At 70.4% G+C, this 25,467-nt stretch carries 18 protein-coding genes and 3 pseudogenes; 10 read left to right on the forward strand and 11 right to left on the reverse strand.

The genetic code is table 11. From position 1 onward, the window contains the following. Positions 1–68: 68 nt before the first annotated feature. From ACZ52C_RS40470 to ACZ52C_RS40495, 6 genes are read right to left on the reverse strand one after another with little or no spacing between them, the layout of a single operon-like run. Positions 69–767, reverse strand: coding sequence for a maleylpyruvate isomerase family mycothiol-dependent enzyme (locus tag ACZ52C_RS40470; RefSeq protein WP_469079539.1), 699 nt, complete (start codon positions 765–767; stop codon positions 69–71). After that, positions 764–1,597 (reverse strand): fumarylacetoacetate hydrolase family protein, encoded by an 834-nt coding sequence (locus ACZ52C_RS40475; protein WP_469079540.1) that lies wholly within the window; start codon positions 1,595–1,597, stop codon positions 764–766. The genes ACZ52C_RS40470 and ACZ52C_RS40475 overlap by 4 nt, the downstream gene beginning before the upstream one ends. After that, positions 1,594–2,757: a cupin domain-containing protein gene (locus ACZ52C_RS40480; protein WP_469079541.1), complete on the reverse strand. Its 1,164-nt coding sequence runs from the start codon at positions 2,755–2,757 to the stop codon at positions 1,594–1,596. Before ACZ52C_RS40480 ends, ACZ52C_RS40475 begins: the two co-directional genes overlap by 4 nt. After that, positions 2,747–4,420 carry a (2,3-dihydroxybenzoyl)adenylate synthase gene (locus tag ACZ52C_RS40485; protein WP_469079542.1) on the reverse strand — a complete coding sequence of 558 codons (1,674 nt, stop codon included), beginning with the start codon at positions 4,418–4,420 and terminating at the stop codon, positions 2,747–2,749. The genes ACZ52C_RS40480 and ACZ52C_RS40485 overlap by 11 nt, the downstream gene beginning before the upstream one ends. Next, the gene (locus tag ACZ52C_RS40490; RefSeq protein WP_469079543.1) at positions 4,413–6,470 is read right to left on the reverse strand and encodes an acetate--CoA ligase family protein; all 2,058 of its coding nucleotides are present in this window, start codon (positions 6,468–6,470) and stop codon (positions 4,413–4,415) included. Before ACZ52C_RS40490 ends, ACZ52C_RS40485 begins: the two co-directional genes overlap by 8 nt. Further along, positions 6,467–8,005, reverse strand: a complete 1,539-nt coding sequence (locus ACZ52C_RS40495) for an FAD-dependent monooxygenase (protein ID WP_469079544.1) — start codon at positions 8,003–8,005, stop codon at positions 6,467–6,469. The genes ACZ52C_RS40490 and ACZ52C_RS40495 overlap by 4 nt, the downstream gene beginning before the upstream one ends. 173 nt (positions 8,006–8,178) lie before the next feature. On the opposite strand from ACZ52C_RS40495, the gene ACZ52C_RS40500 reads away from it, so the two are divergent. Continuing rightward, a complete protein-coding gene (locus ACZ52C_RS40500; RefSeq protein WP_469079545.1) occupies positions 8,179–8,982 on the forward strand; it encodes a PaaX family transcriptional regulator in 804 nt (267 codons plus the stop codon). 153 nt (positions 8,983–9,135) lie between these two features. Here the strand turns inward: ACZ52C_RS40500 and ACZ52C_RS40505 are convergent, their stop codons facing one another. Continuing rightward, positions 9,136–9,930: an IclR family transcriptional regulator gene (locus tag ACZ52C_RS40505; RefSeq protein ID WP_469079546.1), complete on the reverse strand. Its 795-nt coding sequence runs from the start codon at positions 9,928–9,930 to the stop codon at positions 9,136–9,138. Between the two features lie 344 nt (positions 9,931–10,274). Between ACZ52C_RS40505 and ACZ52C_RS40510 the strand changes: the two genes are divergently transcribed. Genes ACZ52C_RS40510 through ACZ52C_RS40530 form a run of 5 tightly spaced genes read left to right on the forward strand, consistent with a single transcriptional unit; the run spans position 10,275 to position 16,116 of the window. Further along, entirely contained in the window at positions 10,275–11,273 is a 999-nt protein-coding gene (locus tag ACZ52C_RS40510; protein WP_469079547.1) for an amidohydrolase family protein, read from the forward strand. A gap of 16 nt (positions 11,274–11,289) precedes the next feature. Then, on the forward strand, positions 11,290–12,846 hold the full coding sequence (locus tag ACZ52C_RS40515; RefSeq protein WP_469079548.1) for a bifunctional 3-(3-hydroxy-phenyl)propionate/3-hydroxycinnamic acid hydroxylase: 1,557 nt from the start codon (positions 11,290–11,292) through the stop codon (positions 12,844–12,846). Further along, positions 12,843–14,135: an MFS transporter gene (locus ACZ52C_RS40520; protein ID WP_469079549.1), complete on the forward strand. Its 1,293-nt coding sequence runs from the start codon at positions 12,843–12,845 to the stop codon at positions 14,133–14,135. Before ACZ52C_RS40515 ends, ACZ52C_RS40520 begins: the two co-directional genes overlap by 4 nt. Next, a complete protein-coding gene (locus tag ACZ52C_RS40525; protein ID WP_469079550.1) occupies positions 14,132–15,232 on the forward strand; it encodes a maleylacetate reductase in 1,101 nt (366 codons plus the stop codon). The genes ACZ52C_RS40520 and ACZ52C_RS40525 overlap by 4 nt, the downstream gene beginning before the upstream one ends. 20 nt (positions 15,233–15,252) lie before the next feature. After that, a complete protein-coding gene (locus tag ACZ52C_RS40530; protein WP_469079551.1) occupies positions 15,253–16,116 on the forward strand; it encodes a dioxygenase family protein in 864 nt (287 codons plus the stop codon). Between the two features lie 366 nt (positions 16,117–16,482). Here ACZ52C_RS40530 and ACZ52C_RS40535 read toward each other — a convergent pair whose 3' ends face one another. Next, the gene (locus tag ACZ52C_RS40535) at positions 16,483–16,839 is read right to left on the reverse strand and encodes a hypothetical protein (protein ID WP_469079567.1); all 357 of its coding nucleotides are present in this window, start codon (positions 16,837–16,839) and stop codon (positions 16,483–16,485) included. A 218-nt stretch (positions 16,840–17,057) separates the two neighbouring features. Here ACZ52C_RS40535 and ACZ52C_RS40540 point away from each other — a divergent pair, with 218 nt between their 5' ends. Together ACZ52C_RS40540 and ACZ52C_RS40545 are read left to right on the forward strand one after the other, a co-directional pair. Further along, entirely contained in the window at positions 17,058–17,597 is a 540-nt protein-coding gene (locus tag ACZ52C_RS40540) for a DDE-type integrase/transposase/recombinase (RefSeq protein ID WP_469079564.1), read from the forward strand. Then, positions 17,491–17,783: pseudogene (locus ACZ52C_RS40545) on the forward strand (transposase); the annotation flags it as partial. The gene ACZ52C_RS40540 and the pseudogene ACZ52C_RS40545, both read left to right, overlap by 107 nt. A gap of 71 nt (positions 17,784–17,854) precedes the next feature. On the opposite strand, the gene ACZ52C_RS40550 reads toward ACZ52C_RS40545, so the two are convergent. Together ACZ52C_RS40550 and ACZ52C_RS40555 are read right to left on the reverse strand one after the other, a co-directional pair. After that, the gene (locus ACZ52C_RS40550; RefSeq protein ID WP_469079552.1) at positions 17,855–20,296 is read right to left on the reverse strand and encodes a WD40 repeat domain-containing protein; all 2,442 of its coding nucleotides are present in this window, start codon (positions 20,294–20,296) and stop codon (positions 17,855–17,857) included. A gap of 227 nt (positions 20,297–20,523) precedes the next feature. Then, on the reverse strand, positions 20,524–20,949 hold the full coding sequence (locus ACZ52C_RS40555) for a hypothetical protein (protein ID WP_469079553.1): 426 nt from the start codon (positions 20,947–20,949) through the stop codon (positions 20,524–20,526). A 414-nt stretch (positions 20,950–21,363) separates the two neighbouring features. Here ACZ52C_RS40555 and ACZ52C_RS40560 point away from each other — a divergent pair. Next, positions 21,364–22,104 (forward strand): annotated as a pseudogene (locus tag ACZ52C_RS40560) (IS481 family transposase); the annotation flags it as partial. A gap of 1,365 nt (positions 22,105–23,469) precedes the next feature. Further along, a pseudogene (locus ACZ52C_RS40565) lies at positions 23,470–23,676 on the forward strand (SDR family oxidoreductase); the annotation flags it as partial. Positions 23,677–23,957: 281 nt separating this feature from the next. Here ACZ52C_RS40565 and ACZ52C_RS40570 read toward each other — a convergent pair. Continuing rightward, a complete protein-coding gene (locus tag ACZ52C_RS40570) occupies positions 23,958–25,109 on the reverse strand; it encodes a DUF4190 domain-containing protein (protein ID WP_469079565.1) in 1,152 nt (383 codons plus the stop codon). Positions 25,110–25,467: the final 358 nt, after the last annotated feature.

Consider the following 25,467-nt stretch of genomic DNA (forward strand, 5'->3'; position numbering starts at 1 on the left):
TCCCTTGATCGAGCAGTCACACATCGAGCAATCACAAAGAGGGGTCACAACCAGCTGGAGACGGGTGGTCACAACCAGTTCGGGATGTCCGGGAGTACTCCCGTGACCTGCAAGGCGTCAGGGGCGCCCCGGCCGATGAGCCAGCCGGCCAGGGCGTACGGCGACCCGGTGACCGTGGCACCGACGGGGCCGGCGCCCAGCGCGACGGTGCCGTGTCCGGCCGCGCTCAACTCGACGCCGATTCCGGGATCGACGCGGGCCGTCATCCACCCGGCCACATCGCCCACGAGGGCCCAGGCGAGGTCTGGCGGCAGGACGTCCATGCCGACGCCGACCCGCAGATCGACCAGGTGGATCCAGACCTCGCGGGCCCTCAGCCACGGCACCTCGGAGGCCGGGATCTGTCGGCCCGTCCCGCTGGTGACGGTGGCCGACCAGTCGTCGTCCGACAGCGCCTCGGCGGTTTTCCGGAAGCGCTCGGCGGATTCCCGTACGTCCGCACGCTGTTCGGCGAGCGGGCGGCCGGCACCGGCCTCGATGTCCCTCGTGCGCTGGTCCGGGGAGGCGTACATGGGGGTGGGGATTCCCGTGCGGGCCCAGGTCAGCAGGTTGACGAGGGCGTCGGCGTTGCGGGCGAGGTGGGTGAGGAGGTGGCCGCGGGTCCAGCCGGGGAGGGCGGACGGTTCGCTGTCGGCGTTCGGCGGCAGTGCGTCGACCGCATCCTGCAGCCGGACCTGGCCGTCGGCGATCCAGTCCAGCACTCTCACGGCTTGTCCTCGACGACCGTGTTCACGCACTCCCCGATGCCCTCGACGACCGTCCGCACGACCTGCCCCGGCTTCAGGAACACTTTGGGGTCGCGTGCCGCGCCCACCCCGCCGGGGGTGCCGGTGAGGATGAGGTCGCCCGGCTCCAGGGTCGTGAACGTGCTGATGTACGCGGCGATGTCCGCCGGGGTGAAGAGCAGGTCGGAGGTGCGGGAGCGCTGCATGACCTCGCCGTCGACCTCCAGCCGGATCTCCAGGTCGTCCGCGTCGTCGATCTCGTCGCCGGTGACCAGCCAGGGCCCGGCCGGGGTGCTGGCCTCCCATGCCTTGCCCTGGAGCCACTGCGGGGTGCGCCACTGCCAGTCCCGCATGGAGATGTCGTTGACGACGGTGTAGCCGGCGATCGCGGCCGCCGCCTCCTCCTTGGTGGCCCGGCGGGGCAGTCGGGAGCCGATGACGAAGCCGAGTTCGGCCTCCCAGTCCAGTTCCTCGGTCTCGCCCGGGTGGGCGATGTCGTCGCGGGCGCCGAGCAGACAGTTGGCGAACTTGGCGAAGAGGGCGGGGTGCGAAGGCATCTCGCGGCCCATCTCCGCTATGTGGGTGCGGTAGTTGTGGCCCACACAGAAGATCTTCGCGGAGGTCGTGACGACCGGGGCGAGGTCGAGGGCGGCCACGTCGTGCGCGGGACCGTCGGCGGCTGCCGCGTCCGTACGCCAGTCGGGGCGGCGCAGCAGGGTGGCGACGTCGGGGGCGCCGACCTCCACGGCCCGGTCGCCGTCGAGGCGGACGGCCACCGTGCCGTCGGCGGTGCGGATGGTGGCGAGCTTCATGAGGTCGTGCTCCCGGTGATGTCCGTACGGGCGAGGTTGAGCGCCTCGTAGAGGGGCGCGTCATTGAAGGTGAACAGGTCGAGCCGGGTGTCCGCCTTGATCGTCAGGGCGCACCAGGAGGGGACGGCGATCAGGTCGCCGGCGGCCACCTCGATCACGCGGTCGTCCAGGGTGACCGTGCCGCTGCCGCGGAACACCTGCCAGACGGAGGAGCCGACGGTGCGGCGGGTGGCGGTGGTGGTGCCGGGGCGCAGCCGGTGCATCTCGGTGCGCAGGCTGGCGAGCGCGTCGCGGCCGGTGGCGGGGTTGGTGAAGCGGATGCCCGCGTGGCCGGGCTCGATGACACCGGGGTGTCCTTCGTCCTCCAGCTCCAGCTGGGCGGTGAGGGCGTCGTCGGTGTCGGCCCAACGGTAGGCCATGAGTGGGGAGTTGTTGGTTTCGGGGGCCGCGATCGGGCGCAGTCCGGGGTGGCCCCAGAGCCGTTCGTTGCGCGAGCGGGAGGGGGTGGACCTGTCGGACACACCGTCCTCACCGAACTCGAAGAACCCGGCGTCGAGTCGGTGGACGAGCGGGATGTCGAGGCCGTCGAGCCAGACCATGGGCTCGTCACCGACGTGGTGGTGGCCGTGCCAGTGCATCGACGGGGTGAGGAGGAGGTCGCCGGGGCGCATCTCGACCGCGTCGCCGTTGACGACCGTCCACACGCCCTCGCCCTCCAGGATGAACCGGAAGGCGCCCTGCGAGTGGCGGTGCGCGGGGGCGACCTCGCGCGGGCCCAGGTACTGGATCGCCGCCCACAGGTTGGGAGTCGCGTACGGCCGTCCGGGCAGGCCCGGGTTGGCGAGCGCGATCGCCCGGCGCTCACCACCGCGTCCGACCGGAACGAGGTCGCCGGACTGGCGGGCGAGCGGCAGCAGGGTGTCCCAGTGCCAGACGTGCGCCACCGCTTCGGGCTGCGGGGTGAGCGGCATGAGGTTGCCGATCTCGGTCCACAGCGGGATGAGCCCGGCGGCCGCGAAGCCGTCGTACAGCTTCCGCAGGTCGGGGTCGGGCTCGTCCGGGGCTATGACAGGCACGGAGTCCGGGGCCGGGGCCGGCGCGGAGGCGGCGGTCGCGGTGGTGGCTGCGGCCGGCGTGGTGTCGTCGGCGTCAGTGGTCATCGAGGGTTCCTTCGGCGTCGAGGCGGCGCGAGATGTCGGCGCGCAGGGCCTTCTTGTCGATCTTTCCGACCTTGGTGGCGATGAGTTCGGGGACGCTCACCAGCCGGTCCGGGAACTTGAAGCGGGCGGTGCCCGCGCGCTCCATGACGTCGTGGACGTCGTCGAGGGTGACCGTGTGTCCGGGTTCCGGTACGACGTAGAGGCAGACCCGCTCGCCGAGTTGGGCGTCGGGCATGGCCACGGCGGCGGCGCGGGCGACGCCCGGGGTCTGGTAGGCGAAGTTCTCGATCTCCTCGGCGGAGATGTTCTCCCCGCCCCGGATGATCATGTCCTTGTCGCGTCCCTCGACGACGAGGTTGCCGTCGGGCCGCAGTCGCACGATGTCACCGGTGCGGTACCAGCCGTCCTCGGTGAACGCGCGGGCGTTCTGTTCCTCGGCCCGGTAGTAGCCGCGCGGGGTGTACGGCCCCCGGGTGAGCAGCACACCAGGACTGCCGTCCGGGACCGGGTTGCCCAGCTCGTCCACGGCGAGAAGCTCGTCGTCGTCGCACATGGGGCGGCCCTGCGTCGTACAGATGACGTCCTCGGAGTCGTCGTAGCGCGTGTAGTTGAGGAGGCCCTCGGCCATGCCGAACACCTGCTGGAGCGTGCATCCCAGTTCGGGGCGGACGCGGCGCGCGACGTGGTCGGCGAGGCGGGAGCCGCCGACCTGGAGCAGACGCAGCGAACTCAGGTCGTGCCCGGGGTTCTCCCGGTGGTGGTCCAGCCAGCGCTGGGCGATGGCCGGCACCAAAGCGCTCACGGTGACGCCCTCGCGCTCCACGATCGGGAACGCCTTGTCCGGGTTGGGCGAACAGAGGACGACCCGGCCGCCGTTCAGCAGGGTCCCGAGCAGGCCGGGGCAGGCGAGGGGGAAGTTGTGCCCGAGGGGCAGGGCGGCGAAGTAGACCGTGTCGGGACCCAGTTCGCAGACCTCAGCGCTGCGGCGGGCGTTGTAGAGGTAGTCGTCGTGCGTGCGGGCGATGAGCTTGGGCAGCCCGGTGGTGCCGCCGGAGAGCAGGAAGACGGCGATGGAGCGGCTGTCGGGCCGGTACGCGTCGACGGTGGTCCGGGCGTCCGGTGCGGCGGGCTCGGCGCACAGCTCCCGCAGGTCCACGGCGCTGTCGCCCACCTTGTCGCCAAGGACCAGGACATGGGCCAGCGTTGGCGAGACATCAGCGATCTCGAACGCCATCGACTGGTGGTCGTGGTCCTTGAGGACGTCCGGCACCGCGATGGCCACGGCCTCGCTGTGCTCGACGAGATGACCGATCTCGTGTCTGCGGTGGCCGGGCAGCGCCATGACGGGGACGACTCCGAGGCGCAGACACGCGTACGTGAGGATCACGAACTCGACCGTGTTGGGTAGCTGCACCACGATCCGGTCGTCCGGGCGGAGGCCCAGCGCGACCAGGCGCGACGCCGCGGCGTCCGCGTGTTCGGCGAGTTGTCGGTACGTCACCCTACGGTCGCCGTCGACGACGGCGACCGCGTCGGGGGTCGCGTCGGCGGCGGCGTGCAGTCGGTCGCCGAGGGCGACGCCCTCCCAGTAGCCCTTCGCGGTGTAGCGCTCGGCGTACTCCGCCGGCCAGGGCACAGCTCCTTCGCTGCTCGGCCTAGGCATGGTCCTTCTCCTTGGTGGGCGTGGGCACGATCACGGCGTCCAGGGCGATCAGCCCGTCGGCGGTGAGCCGCAGCGGGTTGATCTCGATCTCGGCGGTCTCCGGGCTCGCCGCCAGGGCGGCGGCGAGCCCGGCGACGACCCGTCCGAACTCGGCGCGGTCCAGCACCGGTCCCCCCCGCCAGCCGTCGAGCAGGGCGCGGGCGGCCAGTTCGTCGGGCATCGTGGCGGCCTCGGTCACGGACAGGGGGGCGAGCCTGATCGCCACGTCGGCGAGCGCCTCGGCGGCGGTGCCGCCCAGCCCCGCCAACACGACCGGCCCGAACACCGGGTCCCGCCGCACGCCGAGCACGAGGTCGACACCGGCCGGGGCCATCGCCTCGACGAGGTAGCGGCGGTCGGGGCCGATGGCGTCCAACGCCGCGTCGAGCTCCTCGGGGGTGCGCACGCCCAGGTGGACTCCGCCGATCTCCGTCTTGTGCAGGATCGCGGCGTCGAGCACCTTGACGGCGACGGGGCCGCCGAGTCGGCGCAGGGCCTGATGGGCCTCGGCGCGGTTGTCGCAGGCGACTCGGTCGGGGGTGCGGATGCCGAGTTCCGCGAGGAAGGACTTGGCGGCGTCCTCGTCGAGGGGGCCGGCGGGTACGGCAGCGATCGCCTCCGAGGGCCGCCCCTCCGTCTCCGACGAGGACCGCTGTCGCGCGTCCATGACCAGTGCCCGTACCGCGTTGGCCGCCGAGGCGGGGCCGGTGAGGGCCGGTACGCCCGCCTTGTGCAGGCGGGCCCGTTGTTCGGTCACGTCCTCGGGGAGGCCGCCGACGACCACCACGGCGGGGGAGTCGGCGCCGAGGCCGGCGTCCTGGGCGGCGGAGGCGAGGTCGACGCTGTCGGGCTCGGTCAGGGCGTAGACGGCGAGGAGGTCCACCGCCGGGTCGCCGGCCGTGGTGTCCAGGACTCGGGCGAACGTCTCGGCGGGGCGGCCGGTGTCGACCGGGTTGCGCTGGTACGTGAGCGGGGGCAGCAACTCGCTCAGCGCGTGCTGTGTGGTCGTGGTCAGCTCCGGTAGGCGAATGCCGTCGGCGCCCGCCCGGTCCGCCAGGAGCAGCCCCGGACCGGCCTGGGCGGTCACGATGCCGAGCCCCGGGTCCGACAGCGGGCGCAACCGAATGCGGGACAGCGCGGTGAGCGCGTCCACCAGTTCCCGCTCGTCGTCCACGACCACGGCCCCGGCCTGCCGCAACGCGGCCCGTGTCGTGCGCCAGGACGTGGCGAGCGCGCCGGTGTGCGACCGGGCGAAGTCACCGATGTCACTGCGGCCGACGACCAGCGCCACGACCGGCTTCGCCGCAGCCACCCTGCGCACGGCCGCGACCAGACGCGGTCCGTCCGGCACCGTCTCCAGGTGCAGGGCCACGGCCGTCGTACGGTCGTTTTCCGCGAGGTGCTCCAGGACATCCGCGGCGCTGACGTCGAGGCCCGCCCCCATACCGACGCCGAGGCTGATGCCGTTCCCGGCGGCGACCAGGTCGAAGGAGAGCGCGTGGTTGACGCCTCCGCTGGCCGCGACGACGGCGATGTCCCCGGCCGGGAGTTGTCCGGCGGCCGGTACGAAGCTGGCGGTGAGGCCCAGGTGGGGTGCGAAGAAGCCGGAGGTGTTGGGGCCGAGTAGCCGAACTCCGGTCTCCCGGGCCACGCGGCGCAGTTCGTCCGCGTACTCCTCGCCCTCCGGGCCCGCCTCACCGAAACCGCCGGCGCAGACGAGCGCGGCACGACAGCCGGCGGCGGCCGCCTCGGCCAGGGCTGCCGCGCAGCCGGACGCGGGCACGCACAGGACGGCGAGGTCGAGCCGTCCGTCGGTGTGCGCCGCGGCTTCGGCGACGGAGGCGTACACGCCCTCGGCGGGGACGGGACGGCGGGCGTTGACCAGGGCGCGGGCCCCGGGGAACGAGGCCAGGGAGCGGGCCATGGCGGCGCCGAGCTTCCCGGGCTGCCGCGAGGCGCCGATCACGACGACGCCCTCGGGCGTCAGGAGCGGGGTCAGATCCGTGCTCATGCCTCGCCCCGCCCTTCCGTGGCGGAGGCGACCAGGTCGGCCCGCCCCGACAGCAGCAGCGTCTCCGCCCGGTCGTCGTCCATCGCGTCCTCCACGATCAGCGCGGGCACGCCGTACACCAGCCGGGCCTGCTCGGCGAGCAGGGAGCGGGTGAGCGCGGTGCCGTCCTGTACGGCGACGAGGTCCGGCGGGACGTCATCGCTCAACGCGGACGCCAACTGCTCGTACTGGGAGGGGAGTTCGACCTCCGTCTCGGGCGCGGTGAGCCAGAGGCAGCGGGAGTCCTCCCCGCGCAGTTCGGCGAGCTGGGCCGGGGTCAGTCGCCGGCCGTCGAAGTCCATGAACGGGGTGTCCAGGGGGGCGGAGCCCTCGTGGGCGACCCGCCAGTCCCGTACGACCGTGTCGACGAAATCGGGGTCGCGGCGGGCGATCCGCTCCTTGCCGATGGAGCGGGAGATGAAGTGGAAGGTGAACTGGGTGGGCCGGAACGCGTCGTGGTAGCGCCCGAAGTTCTCCCACCAGGACAGACTGGGCCGGGCGGCGCCCTGGATCTTCTCGACCGAGGGCCTGCGGACGGCCTCGTACGCCTCCAGGGCGGTCGGCAGGTCGTCGCGGTGGGCGAGGAGACTGCTGGTGAGGGCGACGGCGTCCTCCATGGCCATCTTGGTGCCGGAGCCGACGGAGAAGTGGGCGGTGTGGGCGGCGTCGCCGAGGAGGACCACGTTGCCGCTGTGCCAGCGGTGGGTGCGGCGGGTGCGGAAGTTGCCCCAGCGTGAGTTGTTGACCAGCAGCTGGTGGCCGTCGATCTGCTCGGCGAAGAGCTTCTCCAGGTAGTGCCTGGTCTTCTCGTCGCTCGGGCCCGGCGGCTGCGCGGTGTCGAATTCGTCGAGACCCGCCCGCCGCCAGGACTCCTCGTCGGTCTCCACGATGAACGTGCTGACCTCGTCGCTGATCGGGTAGCCGTGCACGGCGAACGTGCCGTGCGGGCCGTGTTCGTGGACGAAGGTCAGGCCGTCGAAGAGATAGTCCGTGCCGAACCAGATGAACTTGGCGGTCGCGACCTCCACCTCGGGCACGAGCACGTCCGCCAGCCGGTCGCGGAACCGGGAGTTGGCGCCGTCGGCGGCCACGATCAGGTCGTAGTCGGCCAGGTGCGCGGGGTCGGCGGGGACCTCGTGGCTGAACCGGAGGTCGACGCCGACCTCCTCGGCACGGCGGTGCAGGAGCTGGAGCAGGGTCTTGCGGGTGATGGCGGCCATGCCGTTGCCGCCGCACCGGATGCGTTGTCCCTTGAGCCGCACCTCGATGTCGTCCCAGTGCCGGCCGTGGTCCGCGAGCGCGGTGCGCAGTACGGGGTCGGCCTCGTGGATGGCGGCCAGGGTCGCGTCGGAGAACACCACGCCGAAGCCGAAGGTGTCCTCCGGGCGGTTTCGCTCGAAGAGCGTCACCTCGACCGACGGATCGGCCTGTTTGATGAGCGCCGCGAAGAACAGCCCACCGGGGCCGCCTCCCACGCAAGCGATCCGAGAAACCATGGCCTCCGCCTTCACGTTCGAGTACAGGCCCAGACTCAGGCCCGCAGGCATCCCGTGTCAATGGATGCACGGGCGTCAATAATTTGTCGCACATTTACGGCCGGTCATTCCAGGGGACTGGCGCGGAGCTGGATCATCCTCGCGACGGCCGTCCGTGTGACATAGTCGTGTTCGTGAAGCCTCGCTCGATTGTCTTCGACCTGTTCGGCGACTACGTCCGCTACCGCGGCGGTGCCGCCCGGATGCGCACGCTCAGCACGCTGATGGGCTGCTTCGGCGTCGGTGAGAGCACCGTGCGCGTAGTGCTCGCCAGGCTGCGCAAGGAGGGCTGGTTCGATGTCCGACGCGAGGGCCGGGAGACCGTCTACGCGCTCAACAAGCGCAGTCTCCAGCTCCTCGACGAGGGCCGTACACGCATCTTCGACCGGGCGCCCGCCGACTGGGACCGGCACTGGTACATGGTCATCTACTCGGTGCCGGAGACCGAGCGCGGTGTGCGGGACCGCATCCGCAAGGAACTGGCCTGGCTGGGCTTCGGCCCGCTGGCACCATCCACGTACGTCTCCCCGCACGACCGGCTCCAGCAGGTCCGGGAGAAGTTCGCGGACGAGCCCGCCGTACGGCTGGACACACTGCGCTGCCAGTCCGGCGGCCTGCCCGTCGACCGGGAGATGGCGGCGCGGGGCTGGGACCTCGACGGGCTCAACGAGGACTACCGCGAATTGCTGCGCACGTATCGCGGGCGGATGGCCTCGTACCGGGCCGGGCATCTGAGTCCCGAGGAGGCCCTGGTGGAGCGGATGCAGCTGACGTACGACTACCGCCAGTTCCCTTTTCGCGACCCCGACCTGCCGGCCGAGTTGCTCCCGGCGGGGTGGGTGGGGCATGAGGCGTACGAGATGTTCATCGAGGCGCATGATGTGCTGGGACCGGCGGCGGAGGCGTACTACGACGAGGTGGTCGGCAGGCGCGGCTGAACGCTCCGTCGGGAGCGCCGCCGGGTGTGCCGCTGGGAGCGCCTCTGGATATGCCTTGGACTGTCGTGGGGCGGCTGCTGCATCGCTGTGGGTCGCGCACTTCCCCGCGCCCCTTTGGGGCGCGCCCACAGGGGCGTGGGACCCACTCGCGGTCTACGCCAAGTGGCCCAGCTCCCGCGATGCCTCGGTCACCGTCGTCCGCAGTTCTCGGGTCACCTCGGCCACGTGGTCCGGAGTACCCAGGCTCTCCGGGAGGACTACCGAGACGGCGAGCGGCAGTGGGTCGCCGGCCGCGAAGACCGGGGCGGCGATCGAGATGATGCCCGGGATGACGCTGCCGCGGGTCTCGGCGTACCCCTGTTCACGGACCTGTTCCCGGGTGGCCGCGAGGCGCTCGGCGGGCCAGTCGGCCTCTTTGCCGCGCAGTTCTTCGCGGAGCACCTCGTCCGTGAGACTTTCGGGCAGGTGGGCCAGGAAGACCCGGCCGACTGATGAGGTGACGAGCGGCAGCGTGGCGCCGACGCGCACGGTCAGGGGCAGCGGGCGGGTGCCGTACGCCCAGCTGACGACGATCGGGCCGCGGTCGCCCCAGACCGCGAGGTTCACGGAGTGGCCGGTGCGGTCGCGGAGCCGCATGGCGTGGCCGCCGGCCACCGCGACCTCGTTGGTGCGGCGCAGCGCCTCGGCGCCCATGCGGCGCATGGTGGCCCCGAAGTCGTAGAGGCCGGACGCGGCATCCTGCGAGGTCAGGCCGATGCGGCCGAGGCTGACGAGGTAGCGGTGCACCTTGCTGGGCTGCATGCCACTGGCCTGCGCGATGGCGGACAGGCTCAGCGCGCCGCCACCGCTCTCCAGGGCCAGCAGGACCCGCATCGCGGTCTCGACGGACTGGATGCCCTGCCGTTCCCCGTTGGTCCCGTTGCTCTCCTTGGGCTCAGTACTGGTCACGGCACAGCCCTCTCCCCTGCCTGCGGTTGAACGCGATCAGCGTATCGGCGCGACAAGCGGACCAGCACCTTCGAACAGATCTGACATTCACTATTGCGGAACGCATTACGTTCTGGTGAACTGCGATCCGGTGGCGCTCACCGCCACCCCGGCTGCTCCTCCGTCGCACCGACGGCCCGCTCGTAGCCACCGTTGAGCCGCTTCCGTCAGCGCACACGCCAGCGCTCCCCAGTGCCCGGTCACTCACACCCGGCCCGCACCGCACATCTCCGCTCCCCGCCTCAACCCCGCTCCACCCGCACATCCCTTCGCCTCACCGGCGATCCCCCGAGGAGAACTCCGCAATGAAGCTGATCGGCCTCGAAGAGCACTTCGTGACCCCTGACCTGGTGGGCCATGGCGCGTCCACCGCCTCCATCGCAAAGCCCCAGGCGTGGGCCGAGGCCTCCCGCCGGCTCCTCGACCTCACCGAGGAACGCCTCGACGGCATGGACGCGGCAGGCCTGGACATGCAGGTGCTGTCCCTGAACTCCCCCGGCCTCCAGGCGGAGAGGGACCCGGCCGCCGCCGTACGCCAGGCGATCACGGTCAACGACTTCCTGACCGGTGTCATCGCCGAGCACCCCGACCGGTTCTCCGGCTTCGCCGCCCTGCCGCTCCAGGATCCCGAGGCCGCCGCCGACGAGCTGGAGCGCGCGGTCACCCAGCTGGGGCTGCGCGGCGCCCTCGTCAACGCGCACACCCATGGCAGGTACCTCGACGACCCCGCCCTGCGGGTCGTGTGGGAGCGCGCCGAGCACCTCGACGTACCGCTGTATCTGCACCCTGCCAACGGCGTGGACACCGCGCACGTGCTGTCCGGCCACCCCGAACTCGTCGGGCCGATGTGGAGCTGGGGCATCGACACCGCCACCCACGTGCTGCGCCTGATCTTCGGCGGTGTCTTCGACGACTTCCCCAAGGCCAAGCTGCTGCTCGGCCACATGGGAGAGGGCCTGCCGTTCGTGATGTGGCGCATGGACTCCCGCTGGGACTTCCACGCCCACCACGGCATCGAGCTCAAGCGGGGCCGTCCCTCGGAGTACCTCCGCGAGAACCTCTACATCACCACCAGCGGTGTCTGTTCCTCCGCGCCGCTGCTCACCGCGCTGCTGTCGATGGGCGCCGACCACATCCTCTTCGGCACCGACTACCCGTTCGAGGACATGGAGACGGCCACGAAGTTCCTGCGGGACGCGCCGATCAGCGACGCCGACCGGCAGAAGATCGGCCACCTCAACGCCGAGAAGCTGCTCGGCCTCGCCCCGACCCCGACCCCGGCACCCGCTTACGCCGGTGTCTGATCACAGGGGGACCCACATGTACGACGTCGCCGTCATCGGGTACGGACCGGTGGGCATGGTCACGGCGGCACTGCTCGGTCGAGCAGGCCATGACGTGATCGTGCTGGAGCGCTACCCCACCCTCTACAACCTGCCGCGCGCCGCGATCTTCGACGACGAGACGATGCGGACATTCGACCGCCTCGGCCTCTCCGAGACCCTGCTGCCCACGCTGCACGTCCAGCGGAACTACGAGTGGCGCAACGGCGCGGGCGAACTGCTCATCGAGCATGACTTCGCCGCCGTCGGCGGCCAGGGCTGGGCGGAGTGGTACATGATGTACCAGCCCTATCTGGAGGACGCCCTCGACAGCCTGGCCCGCGGTCTGGAGAACGTCCGTCTCCGAATGGACTCCCGGGTCACCGGACTCCACCACACCGATCAGGGTGTGGACATCCAGGTCGAGGGGGACGACGACGCAGTCTCCGCCCGGTACGTCGTGGCCTGCGACGGCGGCAACAGCTTCACCCGCACCTGGCTGGGCATCGGGCAGGAGGACTACGGCTTCTCCGAGCCGTGGATGGTCTGCGACTTCCGGCTGACCGAGGGCGGCGGGGCGGACATCCCCAAGGCCCGCCAGGTCTGCGATCCGAAGCAGCCGATCTCGATCATCTCGCTGGGCCCGCACCACCACCGGTTCAGCTTCATGCTCGGCTCCGAGGACTCCTTCTCCGTCGAGCGGGAGCCCGACCGGGTCTGGGCCCGGGTCGCCGCCTTTGTCGACCGCTCGCAGGCCGAGCTGATCCGCGTCGCCACGTACACGTTCCGCTCGCTGGTCGCGGAGCGCTGGCGCAGTGGCCGGATCCTGCTGGCTGGGGACGCGGCGCACCAGATGCCGCCGTTCCTGGGGCAGGGCATGTGCTCGGGCATCCGGGACGCGCAGAACTTCTCGTTCAAGCTCGACGCCGTGCTGCGCGGCGCCGACGACGCGCTGCTCGACACGTACCAGAGCGAGCGTGAGCCGCATGTCCGGGCCATCATCGCCAAGGGCATCGAGCTGGGCCGGGTGCAGACCATGCGCGACCCGGTGGCCGCCGCCGAGCGCGACGCCCGGCTGATCGCCCAGCGCGAGGCCAACGGACGCCCGGAGAAGATGCGGTTCCCGGGACTCGGCCCGGGTCTGCACGACGCGTCCCCGCAGGCAGGACACCTGATGCCGCACGGCCGCGTCGAGCACGACAGCACCGAGGGGCTCTTCGACGCCGTACTCGGCCGTGGTTTCGTCCTCCTCGTCGACGGCCGCGAGGGCGCCTCCCTCGACTCCTCTGCCCTGGCGCAAGCCGCCCGGCTCGGCGTCTCCGTCCACCACCTCACCGACCGCCGCCTCACCACGGAGGGGGTCACCGATGTCGGCGGCGTCTACGGGCGCTGGTTCGACGAGACCGGCCGTGCCGCCGTTCTGTGGCGGCCCGATTTCTACATCCTCGGCACCGCGGACACCCTCTCCGGCGTCCCGGCGCTCCTGAAGACCCTTGCCAACGCAGTAGAGCCCATGCAGGCTCCTGCCACCGTCGGAGAAAGGATCCGGCCATGACCGCTCCCACTGTCATGCGTACGCGCGTCAGCAGAGTGCCCGCGAACACCTTCATCCTGGTAGCCGCCTGGATCGTCTCCTCCCTGGAGGGCTACGACCTCGCCGTGTACGGCGTCACCGTCCCCTCCATCCTGGGCGACCCCTCGCTCGGCATCGACAAGGCCGGGGCGGGCACGATCGGCTCGCTCGTCGGCATCGGGATGCTGATCGGCGCGGCCTTCGCCGGAGCCCTCGTCCACCGCACCGGCCCACGCCGGCTGCTGCTCGCCGGGACCGCGCTGTTCACGCTCGGCATGGCGATCTGCACGGTCGCGGGCGGTGTCCCGTCCTTCGGCGCCGGGCGTCTGATCGTCGGGCTCGGCCTGGGTGTCGTCCTGCCGACGATCAACGCGTACGTGGCCGATCTCAGCGATCCGGGCCACCGCAGCCGCAACGTCGCCCTGATCATGAGTGGTTACGCGGCCGGCGCCCTGCTCTCCCCGCTGCTCGGCACGGCCCTGCTCCCGGACGTCTCGTACCGGTGGCTGTATGTGATCGGTGTGCTCCCGGTGTTCCTGGCCATCCCGCTCGTCCTCCGACTGCCGGAGAGCCCGTTCCACCTGCGTCGTACCGGCCGCGCCGACGAGGCGCGCGCGGTGGAGGAGCGTCTCGGGCTGGCGCCCGCCCAGGACGCGCCGACGGCGGATCCCGGCCGCTGGCTCGGCCTCGGCTCGCTGCTGACCGGCGGACTCGCCGTCTCGACCGTCCTGTTCTGGGCCATGTCCTTCTGCGGACTCCTGCTGGTCTTCGGCATCAGCACCTGGCTGCCCAGCATCATGCAGGCCGCCGGCTTCTCCCTCGGCTCGGCGCTGCTGCAAACGGCGGCCATGTGGCTGGGCGTGGGCGTCGGGGCGATCGTCGGCGGCCGGATCGCGGACGCGCTCGGCGCCAAGCGGGTCGTGGTCGTCGCGTTCCTCGTCGGCACGGTCAGCCTGATCGCGATGAGCACGCGTCCGCCGACGGCCGTGATGTTCGTACTCATGTTCATCAGTGGCTTCGGGTTCATCGGTTCGCAGATCCTCGGCAACGCGTTCATCGTGACCCGCTACCCGGACGCCGTACGCGGCAACGGACTCGCCTGGGCCCTGTCCATCGGCCGGTTCGGCGCCATCGTCGGCCCGTCCCTGGGCGCGTTCGTCCTCAGCTCGGGCGCCGAGATCGAGTGGGCCTTCTACGCCTTCGCCGTCCCCGCCCTCCTCGGGGCCTTCGCGGCGGGTGCCGTGCCCCGGGCCCGGACGGTGGCCGCGTGACCGCTTCCGTGGTCTACGAGTCCTGGGGCCAGCGGGTCGTCTTCGGCTCCGGCTCCGCACGGGACGACGTGGCGGCCGCGATCACCGGGCTCGGCGCCAGCCGGGTCCTGGTGATCGCGGCCGACGGGGAGCGGGCCCTCGCCGAGAACATCTGCGAGGACCTCCCCGTCGTGGCGGTCTTCGGCGAGGTCCGCCCCCATGTCCCGGTCGAGGTCGCCGAGGCCGTACGCGCCGCCGCCCACCAGCACGAGGCCGACCTGCTGCTGAGCGTCGGCGGTGGCTCGACGACCGGCACCGCCAAGGCGGCGGCGCTCACCACCGGGCTCCCGATCCTCGCCGTCCCGACGACGTACGCCGGTTCCGAGGCGACCCCGGTCTGGGGCCTCACCGAGGACGGCCACAAGCGCACCGGCGTCGATCCGAAGGTCCTCCCCCGGGTTGTCGTCTATGACGCCACACTGATGCTGTCGCTGCCGACCCGGCTGTCGGTGACGTCGGGCCTCAACGCGCTCGCCCACTGCGTCGACGCGTGGTGGGCGCCCCGGCACAACCCGATCAGCTCCGCCCTGGCCGTGGAGGGCGTCCGGTCGCTGGCGTCCTCGCTGCCGCGCATCGTCGCGGACGGCCAGGACGTCGCGGCCCGGCGCGACATCCTCTTCGGCACCTATCTCGGAGCAGTCGCCTTCGCCGGGGCCGGTTCCGGACTGCACCACAAGGTGTGCCACGTCCTCGGCGGCGCGTACGACCTCGAACACGCCGCCCTGCACTCGGTGCTCCTGCCGCATGTGGTCGGCCTCAACCTGCCGGCCGCACCCGAGGCAGGGCGGTGGCTGGGAGCGGCGCTCGACGCACCCGCCGACCCCTTCGGGGCGCTCCTCGACCTCTACGCAGGCCTCCAACCCCCACGTTCACTGGGCGAGTTGGGCCTGCCCGAGGAGGAACTCGACCGGGCCACCGACCTGGCCATGGCACAGGTGCCGGACTCCAACCCGCGCCGGGTGACCCACGGCGAGATGCGCGCGCTGCTGGGGCGGGCGTGCCGTGGGGACACGCCGGTACAGGTCCCCCTCCTTCCTGGGACGGAGCCCCTGCGATGACCGCATCAACAGCCGAATCAATGACTGAGCGAGAACTGACCGACCAGGTCGTCGCGAGTTTCGACTCCGCGAAGGACGACCGTTTCCGTGAGCTGATGCAGGCCCTCGTACGCCACGCGCACGCCTTCGTGCGCGAGACGCGGCTCACCGAGGACGAGTGGAACGAGGCGATCGGGTTCCTGACGGCGGCCGGTCACATCACGACCGACACCCGCCAGGAGTTCGTGCTGCTCTCGGACATCCTCGGCATCTCGATGCTGACCGTCGCGGTGAACGAATCGGGCGACGGCGAGGCCACCGAGTCCACGGTCCTCGGGCCGTTCTTCGTCCAGGACTCACCCGCGATCGAGCAAGGAGGGGACATCGCCGGCGGCGCGAGCGGCGAACCGTCCTGGGTCGACGGCCGGGTCACGGGGCCCGACGGCACACCGGTCGCCGGGGCGCGCGTCGAGGTGTGGGAGGCCGACGGCGACGGGATGTACGACGTCCAGTACGACAACGGCGCCGGGGCCGGTGATCCCGCCGGGCGCGCGCACCTGTTCACCGATGCCGAGGGCCGCTACCGGTTCTGGGGGCTCACCCCGACGCCGTATCCGATCCCGGACGACGGCCCCGTCGGCCGGCTCCTGGACCACGCCGGCCGCTCCCCGATGCGGGCGCCGCACTTGCACTTCAAGGTGACGGCCCCGGGCTTCCGCACGCTCATCACCCACATCTTCGTGGCGGGCGACGCCTGGCTGGAGCGGGACTCGGTGTTCGGGGTCAAGGAGTCCCTCATCCGCCCGTTCGAGCGCCACGCGGCCGGAACGCCGACGCCGGACGGGCGTCGGATCGACGGCCCCTGGACCTCAGCGAGCTTCGACATCGTGCTGAGGAAGGAGTAGCCGGATGACGACATAAAGGGGTTGGCGGCGTCGTGTGGGCAGTCACAGTCTGCTGCCTGATGCTGTCCGGAGGGAAGCGTTCGCGGAAGCGTCACACTTCCCTACGTTGTTCTGCGGGACGCGGTGAGCCCTTCGTATGGTTGACCCGCCCAGGGGCGTCGGGTGTGGCTTTCACGCTTCTGCCGCTTGTGGCTTGCCCGGATTAGCCGCCCGACGCCCCACGACGACTCGGCTGCCAATTAGGAATTGCGAATGATCGCTCCGTAGGGAATCGACAGCGAGGTCGTCCGTCGGGAGGTACCAGCAACTCATCGCACGGAGGCACCACATGGCCGAGATCTGGGCCGGCATCGACGCAGGCAAGTGTCACCACCACTGCGTCGCGATCGACGAGAGCGGCCGCCGGCTGCCGAACTCCTTGGCCCCCCCGACCGCCTGGACGTACGGACGGACGTCGGTGCCTTCCGCAAATGAGGTGGCGGACAGGTCGATGACCCTGGTCTGGTTGATCGGGTACTTGTCGGTCGGGGCCGACTGTTCGCCGGTTCGGGCGATGGCGGCCCAGGAGAGGACGAAGCCCGCGTTGTTGACGACGGCCACCTTCTGCACGCAGGGCTGGGCCTGGGCGGGCGCCGCCGCCGCGGTGACCGAGGGCAGGACGGCCAATGCCGTCGCGCTCGCCAGGACAGCGGCCACCCGGCGACGTATCCGGGTCCGGTTCATGATCGCAACTCCCTCCGGGCCGGGGCCGTCCCGGCCAGCGACCGCCGAGTTACCCGACGATCCATCAGGAACCCTCTGTTGTCCAGGAGTTGCCGGACGCCTTGAGTGATCAAGGAGTCCGAACTCATGCTGCTGGTGTCCTTGTTTCTTCGTCCTGCGGCCAGGGCCCCTGGGTGAGCGGGCGTCATGGCGGTGTTGCCAGCCAGTTCGACGCCGTCATGGCGGTGTTGCCAGCCAGTTCGACGCTTCGTCGGCGGCCGTCCACGCCAACCAGCGTCCTCGACCGCGTGGTCCTGCCGGACGTAGTGCAGGTACGGCACGCCGATCCGGACCAGGTGTGGTGCGGCGACATGACCGAGATCACCACCGGTGAGGGCAAGCTCTACCTGGCCACCGTCATCGACTTGTTCTCGCGCCGGCTGCTCGGTTACGCGATGGGCGCACGCCATGACGCTGAACTGGTCGTGGCGTCCTTGAACATGGCCGCGGCCACCCGCGGCAGTGACGTGAAGGGTGTGATCTTCCACAGCGACCGCGGCAGCGAATACGGCTCCCGGCGCTTTCGCCGGGCCTGTCGTCGCTTGGGCGTGACCCAGTCCATGGGCCGCCCCAGCATTCAGAACAAGCACCGTTGCAGTACTCGCTCACACCGGCCCTTCGCCGGTCGACCGCAGCCGGATCGGCAGCAAGCACCATGTGATCGTGGACCGGCACGGCACCCCGCTCGCGGTGTCGCTGACCGGCGGGAACCGCCATGACGTCACCCAGCTCATCCCGCTGCTGGACGCCGTTCCACGCACCGAGGTCGGCGCGGCCGTCCGCGCCACAAGCCCCGGCGGCTGTTCGCCGACCGCGGCTACGACTTCGACAAGTACCGCCGTCTCCTGCGGGCCCGCGGCATCACTCCGAATGCCCGCCGTGGCACCCCGCACGGCTCCGGCCTGCCGACGGACGGTGTGGAGCAGCACCTGCTGCTCGGCGAGGGCCGTCGCTACCCTGGCGAGACCCTGGCCTGTCAGGATGCCCTCGACAAAACCGCGACCTCGCAACCGAACCCGACCGCGAAGCGCCCGCCCGGTGCCGCGGCGAGTGAGTGCACAGGGAAAGAGAACAGGTGGTCGGCACCGGCCGGGCACCCAGCGGTGAGGTCGTGGAACCGCACGGTGTGGTCATCGCCGAGGGCTGCAACGAGCCGTCCGTCGGCCATCGCTGCGACCGCCAGCGAATTGTCGGAGCCTGACTCGGCGGTCTGGGCGTCGCCAATCTGCTGCCCCGTGGACAGGTTCCACAGGCGTATCGTCCGGTCCCGGCCCTTGCTGATCGCGGTGGGGGCTCCGCCCAAGGTGGCAGTGGTCACGGCGGTCACCCAGTCGGCGTGGCCGGTCAGGGGTTCACCGAGCTGTCGGCCGGTGGGGAGGTCCCACAGTCGCACTGTCTTGTCCCAGCTGCCTGTAACCATCACGGGCCGTCCGTCGAGGACCGTGGTGGCGACGGCGGTAACACGGCTGGAGTGGCCGGTGAGAGGTGCGCCCAGGGGCTGTCCGGTGGTGAGGTCCCAGACGCGCACAGCGCGGTCGCTGCCTACGGTGAGGGCGACGGGCAGGCCGTCCAGGACCGTCGAGGCGACAGCCAGGACTCTGCCGTGGCCGCTGGGAAACGGGCGGTGGACCGGTCGGCCGGTGGCGAGCTCCACGATGTGCAGGGTGGCGTCGGGAGCGGCCGTGACGACAACCGCGTGCCCGCCCACCACCGCCGTCGTCATGGCGGACACCTCTGCGCTCAGCAAGTCGGAGGCCCGCGAGCCGGTGGCCAGGTCCCAGGTGCGCACGGTGTGGTCGGCGCCTGCGGTGACGACCACGGGGACGCCGCCGACGACCGCAGTGGCGACCGCCAGGACGGATCCGGTGTGTCCGGCTCGCAGCCGGCCGCGGTCCCCTCGCGCAGCGGTGAGGTCCCAGGTGCGCACTGTGTGGTCCTCCCCTGCGGTGACGGCGACGCAACGTCCCTCCACAACGGTGGCGGCGACGTCCCACACCTGGCCAGTGTGCCCGGTGAGGGGCTCACCCTCCTGCTCGCCGGTGGCAAGATCCCAGACGCGTACAGTACGGTCGCGGGAGGTCGTGACCGCCAGGGTTCGCGTCCTGGCCGGGGCGCTGTCGATGGCCCACACCCGATCGGTGTGACCGCTCAGCACACTACCCGCAGGTGAAAGGCTGAGTGCGTGCCGCACCGTGACGGTGCCGTCCGGTCCGGCGATGAGGGAGACGGGCAGGTCATCCAGCACCAGACTCCGGGAAGCGGCCCCTGCTTCGATTCCCCAGCGCAACTCGGTGGCGAACAGGCCGCTCGTCCGGGCGGAGACCAGGGGCCACAGGCCGACCCCGTCTTCCGGGTCGGCGCCATTGAGCCCCTTCCCCTCAGCGGCTTCCAAAGGGATGCTGCGGATGCTCCGCGTACCGTCAGGGCCCATGGGGCTCGTCGGCAGGTTCCAGAAACGCAGTGTCTGATCCACGCCCACGACGAGCACCACACTGCGCTCTTCAAGGATCAAGGTCTCGGACGGGCCGTCGGGAAAAGCAATGGGAGCCAGGTCTCCGACCACTTCCGGTGCCGCCTCGTGATGGAAGCTGAGGACCACGACCCGCCCGTCGACGACCGTCAAGGCTGACACTTCGTCACCGGGCTCGCCATCCGCCAGCAACTCCCCCGGGTCGGCTGCCAGAAGCACGTGGCGGTCCAGATCCCACACACGGGGCGCCTGGCCCTCCTCACTGGTTACGGCGAAGTGCCGCCCTTCGCGAGTCCACGCTCCCTCGGCCGGCAGGCACTCGCCGATCTCGCGACCGGTGGCCAGATCCCACACCTGCGCCGGATGGTCCGGTGGACATGTGACAACGACCTCGCGTCCATCCAGCTCCCCTGTGCCCACCATCCAAGGGAACACGCCCAGCCGACTGCCGGTGGCCTGGTCCCATACACCCAGCGTCCGGTCCGCCCCGACGGCCAGCACCACATGCCGGCCATCCAGGACCAACCGCGCCAGCCCCCGCACCAGTTCGCCCGCAGAACGCCCCGTCTCCGGATCCCACAGCCTTGCGGACCCGTCCCAGTGGCACGTGAGGACCAGGGGGTGCCCGTTGACCACCACCGTGGCCAGGGCCACCAACTCGGGCGACAACGACGAGATGGGGTCGGGGGGAGCTGCCGTCAGCGTGTGCAGCCGTTCCCCGGTCGCCAGGTCCCAGATACACATCGTCGCGTCGCGGCTCGCCGAGACGACAACCGGACGCCCGTCGACGACCGCCGTCGCCACCGCGACCACGGGGGCGTCGTGACCCTTGAAGCAGCGGAGCAGCCGAGGGTCCGACCCGGAACCGCACGTCCAGTCCGCCCGCCAAGAACCCAGCCCCTGCGAGGCAGTCACATCCCGAGACACTTGATCAGATCCATCCATCATTACCTAGACCCACGGAACCGAACTGACCGCCGCGACCTGACGGTCGGGCCTCATTCTGCGCGCCGCAGCACGTGACCACAGCGCTCGCAACTGGATCGTCCGCTGCTTGTGTCAGCCGTACGGCCGGTCGTTGCGCGATACGGCCACCGGGGTGGACGCGGTGCCGCACTCCGCTGGAGCTCGGACATCGGTGCTTTCCGTCATGGTGGGCGATGCGGTGACCGCGCTCAGAGGGTCGGGAAGACCGCCGCGAAGAAGAACCACAGCAGTACGGCCCAGAAGACCGCCGCCGCCAGTGACACGAGCAGAGAACTGCGCCATCTCAGCACCAGGAACGGGAAGAGCGCCGGGAGCGCCCAGTACCCGGCCACGTCGATCGACATGCGGGCGGCCTGGCTGAGGGTCCCCGCGTGCCCAGCGGAGATACGCCGCAACAGTCGCTGGGAGACGAAGCCGTACAGGCCGAAGACGATCGGGAAGAACCACAGCGGGGTGATCGTGACCAGTTCGGACTCGTCGAACTCGTCGAACATGACCAGATAGACGCAGGCGGCTCCCAACACACCGGCAATGAGGACGGTCACGTAGAGGGCGGTCAGAGCGGCCGGCTCCACCGACGTGGCCGGCCCGGGAACAGGGCCGGGTATGAGCACGGGCGAGGCGTACGGAACATCGGCAGCCGGAGCCGGGACCACCCGGTGGCAATGGGGGCAACGGACGTTCTGCCCGGCACGCTCGGCCGGCGCCGAGATCAAGTGCCCGCATGAGGCATGGAATTCCATTTGCTGACGGTTCACGAGTCGCCTTCCCTGTACCGCTCTGGCGCTGCTCGTCGGCCAGCGACGTGGCGGTCGGCTGCACGGCTTCCGACTCGGAAGAGAAGGCATCCAGAGGATCCAGCCTGCGCCGATGCGCGGCTCGTGAACAAGCTTCTTCGCCGCGTGTCTCCCTGGCATCGGTGAAAGTACGTAATCACTCACGTAGGCGGAGACCGGCGTCCGGGACCGCGGTGCGCCGTACACGTAGTCGCTGTCGGCGAGGTTCACTCTGTTGGGCGGCGTGGTCATCCTGCCCATACCGAGCGGCGGATCATCAAGGTCCGGGTGCTGGGCCGCTGGGGACCCGCACGGATCGCGGACCTGCTCCGTCTGGTGCCCTTCACCGTGCACCGGGTGCTGACCCGCTACGGCCTGGCCCGGCTGGCACATATGGACCGGGCCACCGGCCGCGTCATACGCCGCTACGAACGCGACAGGCCAGGCGAGCTGGTGCATGTGGACATCAGAAGCTCGGCAACCTCCCCGACGGCGGCGCACACAAGGTCCTGGGCCTCCAGGCGGGCCGCAAAACCCGTTCCGGCACCGGCTACAGCTATGTGCACACCGCCGTCGACGACCACTCCCGCCTGGCCTACAGCGAGATCCACGCGGACGAGAAGAAGGAGACCGCCGTCGCCTTCTGGGGACGGGCGCAGGCGTTCATCGCCTCCTGCGGCATCACCGTCGAACGCGTCCTGACCGACAACGGCTCCTGCTACAAGCCCGGTCTGTGGCGCGGGGCCTTGGCCGCGGTCGGGATCACACAAGCGCACACGCGCCTACCGGCCGCAGACGAACGGCAAGGTCGAGCGGTTCAACCGCACTCTGCTGGACGAGTGGGCCTACGCCCGCCCCTACCGCTCAGAGCAGGAACGACGCGACGCCTTCCCTGACTGGCTGCACACCTGCAATCACCACCGCGGACACACCGCGCTGCTAGGCCAACCACCCGCCAGCCGCGTCCCCAACCTCTCAGGGCAATACACCTAGAGCGTCAGACATCGCCGGCGTGCCGTCGTGTCCGTCGTCCCAGTGGCGACCCTTGATGCCGCCGGCAGCGGTGCGGTCGCCGCGGACCACCACGGCGGGGCACCCCGACAGCAGCACATCGCGGACCCGTACGTTCCCCCCTGACCTGCAGGAAGTTACCACGGGCTGCACTCCAGGTACCCGTCGACGGTCCAGATCGCCGTCCACGGATCTCCTGGGCGTCCGTCAGGCACTCCATCACCCCCAGCCGGTCGCCAGCCGCCTCCTCACCGCAGCCGCCCGACTGCACAGCCTCGCTGACAACCACGACCGCACCCGCGTCACCGGCCAGGAGCCCTCTATATGAGCCCAGCGCACGATGAACGGGACCGTATCCGCGCGGCCATGCAGCGCATTCTGACCAGCCGCCCCGAACACTCCAATGGCGCTTTGACCATCGTCGCCCTCGCCCTTGAGGCCCAGGTCCCCCGCAACGCCCTCACCCAGCGCCACCCACACCTGCGCAACGAGTTCTACGCACATGTCAAGGAACGAGGCGCTGTCCCCGACGTTGAAGCCCAAGCCCGCCTCCGCGCGAGGATCGTCCAACTGAATGCTGCTGGGTGCGATGGCCGACGCTGTCGGGGTCTGGTGCCCAGCGCCCCGACTGTCCGGATAAACGGATGGTCGGGGGCGAGCGTGACGCGGCAGGATGCTCCGCATGATCTTGCCTACCCTCGAGCTGCACACCGCCCGCCTGCGACTGCGGCCGTTCACCGAGGCCGAAGGTTCAAGGCCAGATGTTCCTCGCGGGTGATCGCCTTCAGGCGACAGCTCATGCGCGGTGCTCCTTTGTTCGCCGCACCAGCCTACTGAGGCATCGTCATGTCCGGTCCCTCATACACATGGCGTCGTGGCATACGCGGCAGAAGCGGACCACTCTGCAGGAACATCGATCCTGGTCGCGGCGGCGGTGCGTGCGGATGCGCTTCCCCTTCATACGGCCGACGATCGCCCACTTCTAGGGCGTGCATGGGAGGTGGATCGAGCGCATAGGGTGTCGGCATTTCGCAGCATTCTCTGGGACGAACTGGCCCGGGACCACGAGCTGTAGCGACAGGTCCTGATCACAGCCACGCGTTGAGGGCCGCGCCGAGGACGGTCGCCTCGAAGCGGACCGCGAGCTTGTCAGAGCGGGTGGCCACAGTGCTGTTCGTCCCACGGCGGTACATCCGCATTCGACCGCGTGACGCTCGCGGTACTGGGTTGGTCGGACAAGAGCCGCGCGCCCGGGGCCGCGTGGGCGCGGCAGTCCCGCTGCGGTCGGAGCGGCAGCCATGAGACCTACCGGTGGTACTTGACGCGTCGTGGGTCAGCATCTGATTCACCGTCCACCCCGGCTTCATCGAGACCGAGATGACCGCCTCCGCCGCGCCCGCCTTCCGCGAGGCGAACATCCGCGAGCCGCCGCCGGCCCGCACCGGCACCGTCGACGAGATCACCCCGCTGGTGGTCTTCCTCCTCTCCGACGACGCCTCCTCCATCACCGGCGCCGAGATCCCCGTCGACGGCGGTTTCACCGCACACGGCGGCGGCGAGTTCGTCCCGCTCGGGCCGGACCTCCGCCAACTGCTTGGTCAGCTGTTCTTCGAGTTCGTCCAGCTCCGCACGCCGTGCGGTGATCCGTTGCAGCAGCTCGGGATACAGCCCGCACCAGATCGTAGGCGGCCACCCAACCGCGCCAGGCGGAAACCGAACGGTCGGCTACCTCTTCCCGCTGTCGACCGCATACCCCGGGATGGCTCTGGCGGTGACCTTCGGGTGCGTCGGGTGCGTCGGGTGCGAAGATCATCCCAGCCCTCACGGTTGGTGGCTCACGGTTGGTGGCTCGACTCGGCAACAGTCGAGGGCGGCATGAAGGCGAGACCCAGGTCCGAGCGGGCACTGCGGGTGGTGTTGCCGTCGACGTACTTGTAGCCGTTGTCGTAGTGCACGTAGTACGTGTGGGCGTCACCCGCGGTGGCGGCCTTCGCCCACTCCGCGCGGGCGTCCTGCATGTCCCTCACCAGGGCGTCGACGGACTTGTCCGCGTGGCCCCGCCAGGTGTGGCTGCGCAGCGTCCCCGCCTGCTTGCCGAGCACGTCCTGGACATCGGCCGCCCAGTCCTTGTGGGCGCCGAGGTTCTCCTCGGCGTCTTCCCCGGGCTCCTCCTGGAGGACCCCGTCGACGGCGTTCATCGCCTTCAGGAACGCCAACTGGTCGGCGTTGAGTGTGGACTCGTCGGTACGTAGCGGGCTCCACAGGGTGCCGTACGCGTTGGTGTGGGTGAAGACGCAGGTGATCTTGTTGCCTCTCCAGGACCAGCTTTTTGCGGTGGGCGTCAGGTAGTTGACGCCGACCTTGTCGGTCAGCCTCCAGTGGTCCATCGCGTAGGCGTCCCGGAGCGTCCGGCACTCGTCCTCGGCCTTGTCGGTGAGGTAGTCGTCGCCCGGGTAGTCGTCGTTGGACAGCGGGATGGTGCCGAACACCTCGGCATCGTGCTCGTAGTTGCAGGACACCGTGTCGACGTGGTCGGCGCCCCGGTCGAATTCCAAGCCCGAGACGTCGAAGTCGAAGCAGTCGCCCTTGGCGAGGAAGCGGCTGCTGCTGCCTTTGGTGTCCTCCACGAAGCCCTCCCAAGAGTCGTGGACGACATTCGGGAACAGCAACAGGGCGACTCCTACGGACGACACGACCGCGCCCGCGATCGCCATGCCCTTGCCGCGCTCGCCCCGCTTCTCGATCTGTACCAGCGCGATGACCCCGAGGACCAGCCCCACCGCCGGCAGGAAGCACATCAAGCCCAGCACAAGGGCGGCGATGGCAACGCCGTTGACCGGGGCAGGGCGGGCGAAGGGGGCGTAGCCCTGCCCCCAGACCTGGTAAGGGGCGAGTGGATGCGGTCCCGGGAAGTGCGGATACGGGCCCTGCAGGTGAGGAGACTGGTACAGGTCCTGGGGCTGCTGGGATCCGGAGGGCGGGGGCATGGACACGGGTACCGTACTCCTGATTCAACACTGACGTGCGACTGTTCGAGTCATTGCCAGTACTTGTGGATTGCCGTTCGGGGTTGACCGGATGAAGCGAGGCATGGCCGCCGAGACCCGCCGGTCGTGGCTCCATTTGCGTACCGTCGCCAGTGCCCTGGGATGCTCGAAACTGGAGCGTCCGCTGCTCGTGGTCAGCCGTACGGTCGGGCGTTGCGCGGCATGGTCACCTCGGTGCACGCGGGGGCGCACTCCGCCGGAGCCCGGGCATCGGTGCTTTCTTTCAACCAGCGCCTTTCGGACCAGAAGGGGCTGCGGGCACGGGCAGTGCAAGGCCCCGGTACGAGCGCAACTCTCC

This window comes from Streptomyces sp. NPDC034049 (assembly GCF_055575575.1).

Excerpts from the sequence above, each read along its gene's own strand:
- ACZ52C_RS40490 (WP_469079543.1), bottom strand. The coding sequence starts at position 6,470 with ATGAGCACGGATCTGACCCCGCTCCTGACGCCCGAGGGCGTCGTCGTG.
- ACZ52C_RS40570 (WP_469079565.1), bottom strand. The coding sequence starts at position 25,109 with ATGCCCCCGCCCTCCGGATCCCAGCAGCCCCAGGACCTGTACCAGTCT.
- ACZ52C_RS40540 (WP_469079564.1), top strand. The coding sequence starts at position 17,058 with ATGGCGGTGTTGCCAGCCAGTTCGACGCTTCGTCGGCGGCCGTCCACG.
- ACZ52C_RS40530 (WP_469079551.1), top strand. The coding sequence starts at position 15,253 with ATGACTGAGCGAGAACTGACCGACCAGGTCGTCGCGAGTTTCGACTCC.
- ACZ52C_RS40495 (WP_469079544.1), bottom strand. The coding sequence starts at position 8,005 with ATGGTTTCTCGGATCGCTTGCGTGGGAGGCGGCCCCGGTGGGCTGTTC.
- ACZ52C_RS40475 (WP_469079540.1), bottom strand. The coding sequence starts at position 1,597 with ATGAAGCTCGCCACCATCCGCACCGCCGACGGCACGGTGGCCGTCCGC.
- ACZ52C_RS40550 (WP_469079552.1), bottom strand. The coding sequence starts at position 20,296 with ATGATGGATGGATCTGATCAAGTGTCTCGGGATGTGACTGCCTCGCAG.
- ACZ52C_RS40520 (WP_469079549.1), top strand. The coding sequence starts at position 12,843 with ATGACCGCTCCCACTGTCATGCGTACGCGCGTCAGCAGAGTGCCCGCG.
- ACZ52C_RS40485 (WP_469079542.1), bottom strand. The coding sequence starts at position 4,420 with ATGCCTAGGCCGAGCAGCGAAGGAGCTGTGCCCTGGCCGGCGGAGTAC.
- ACZ52C_RS40515 (WP_469079548.1), top strand. The coding sequence starts at position 11,290 with ATGTACGACGTCGCCGTCATCGGGTACGGACCGGTGGGCATGGTCACG.
- ACZ52C_RS40535 (WP_469079567.1), bottom strand. The coding sequence starts at position 16,839 with ATGAACCGGACCCGGATACGTCGCCGGGTGGCCGCTGTCCTGGCGAGC.
- ACZ52C_RS40480 (WP_469079541.1), bottom strand. The coding sequence starts at position 2,757 with ATGACCACTGACGCCGACGACACCACGCCGGCCGCAGCCACCACCGCG.
- ACZ52C_RS40510 (WP_469079547.1), top strand. The coding sequence starts at position 10,275 with ATGAAGCTGATCGGCCTCGAAGAGCACTTCGTGACCCCTGACCTGGTG.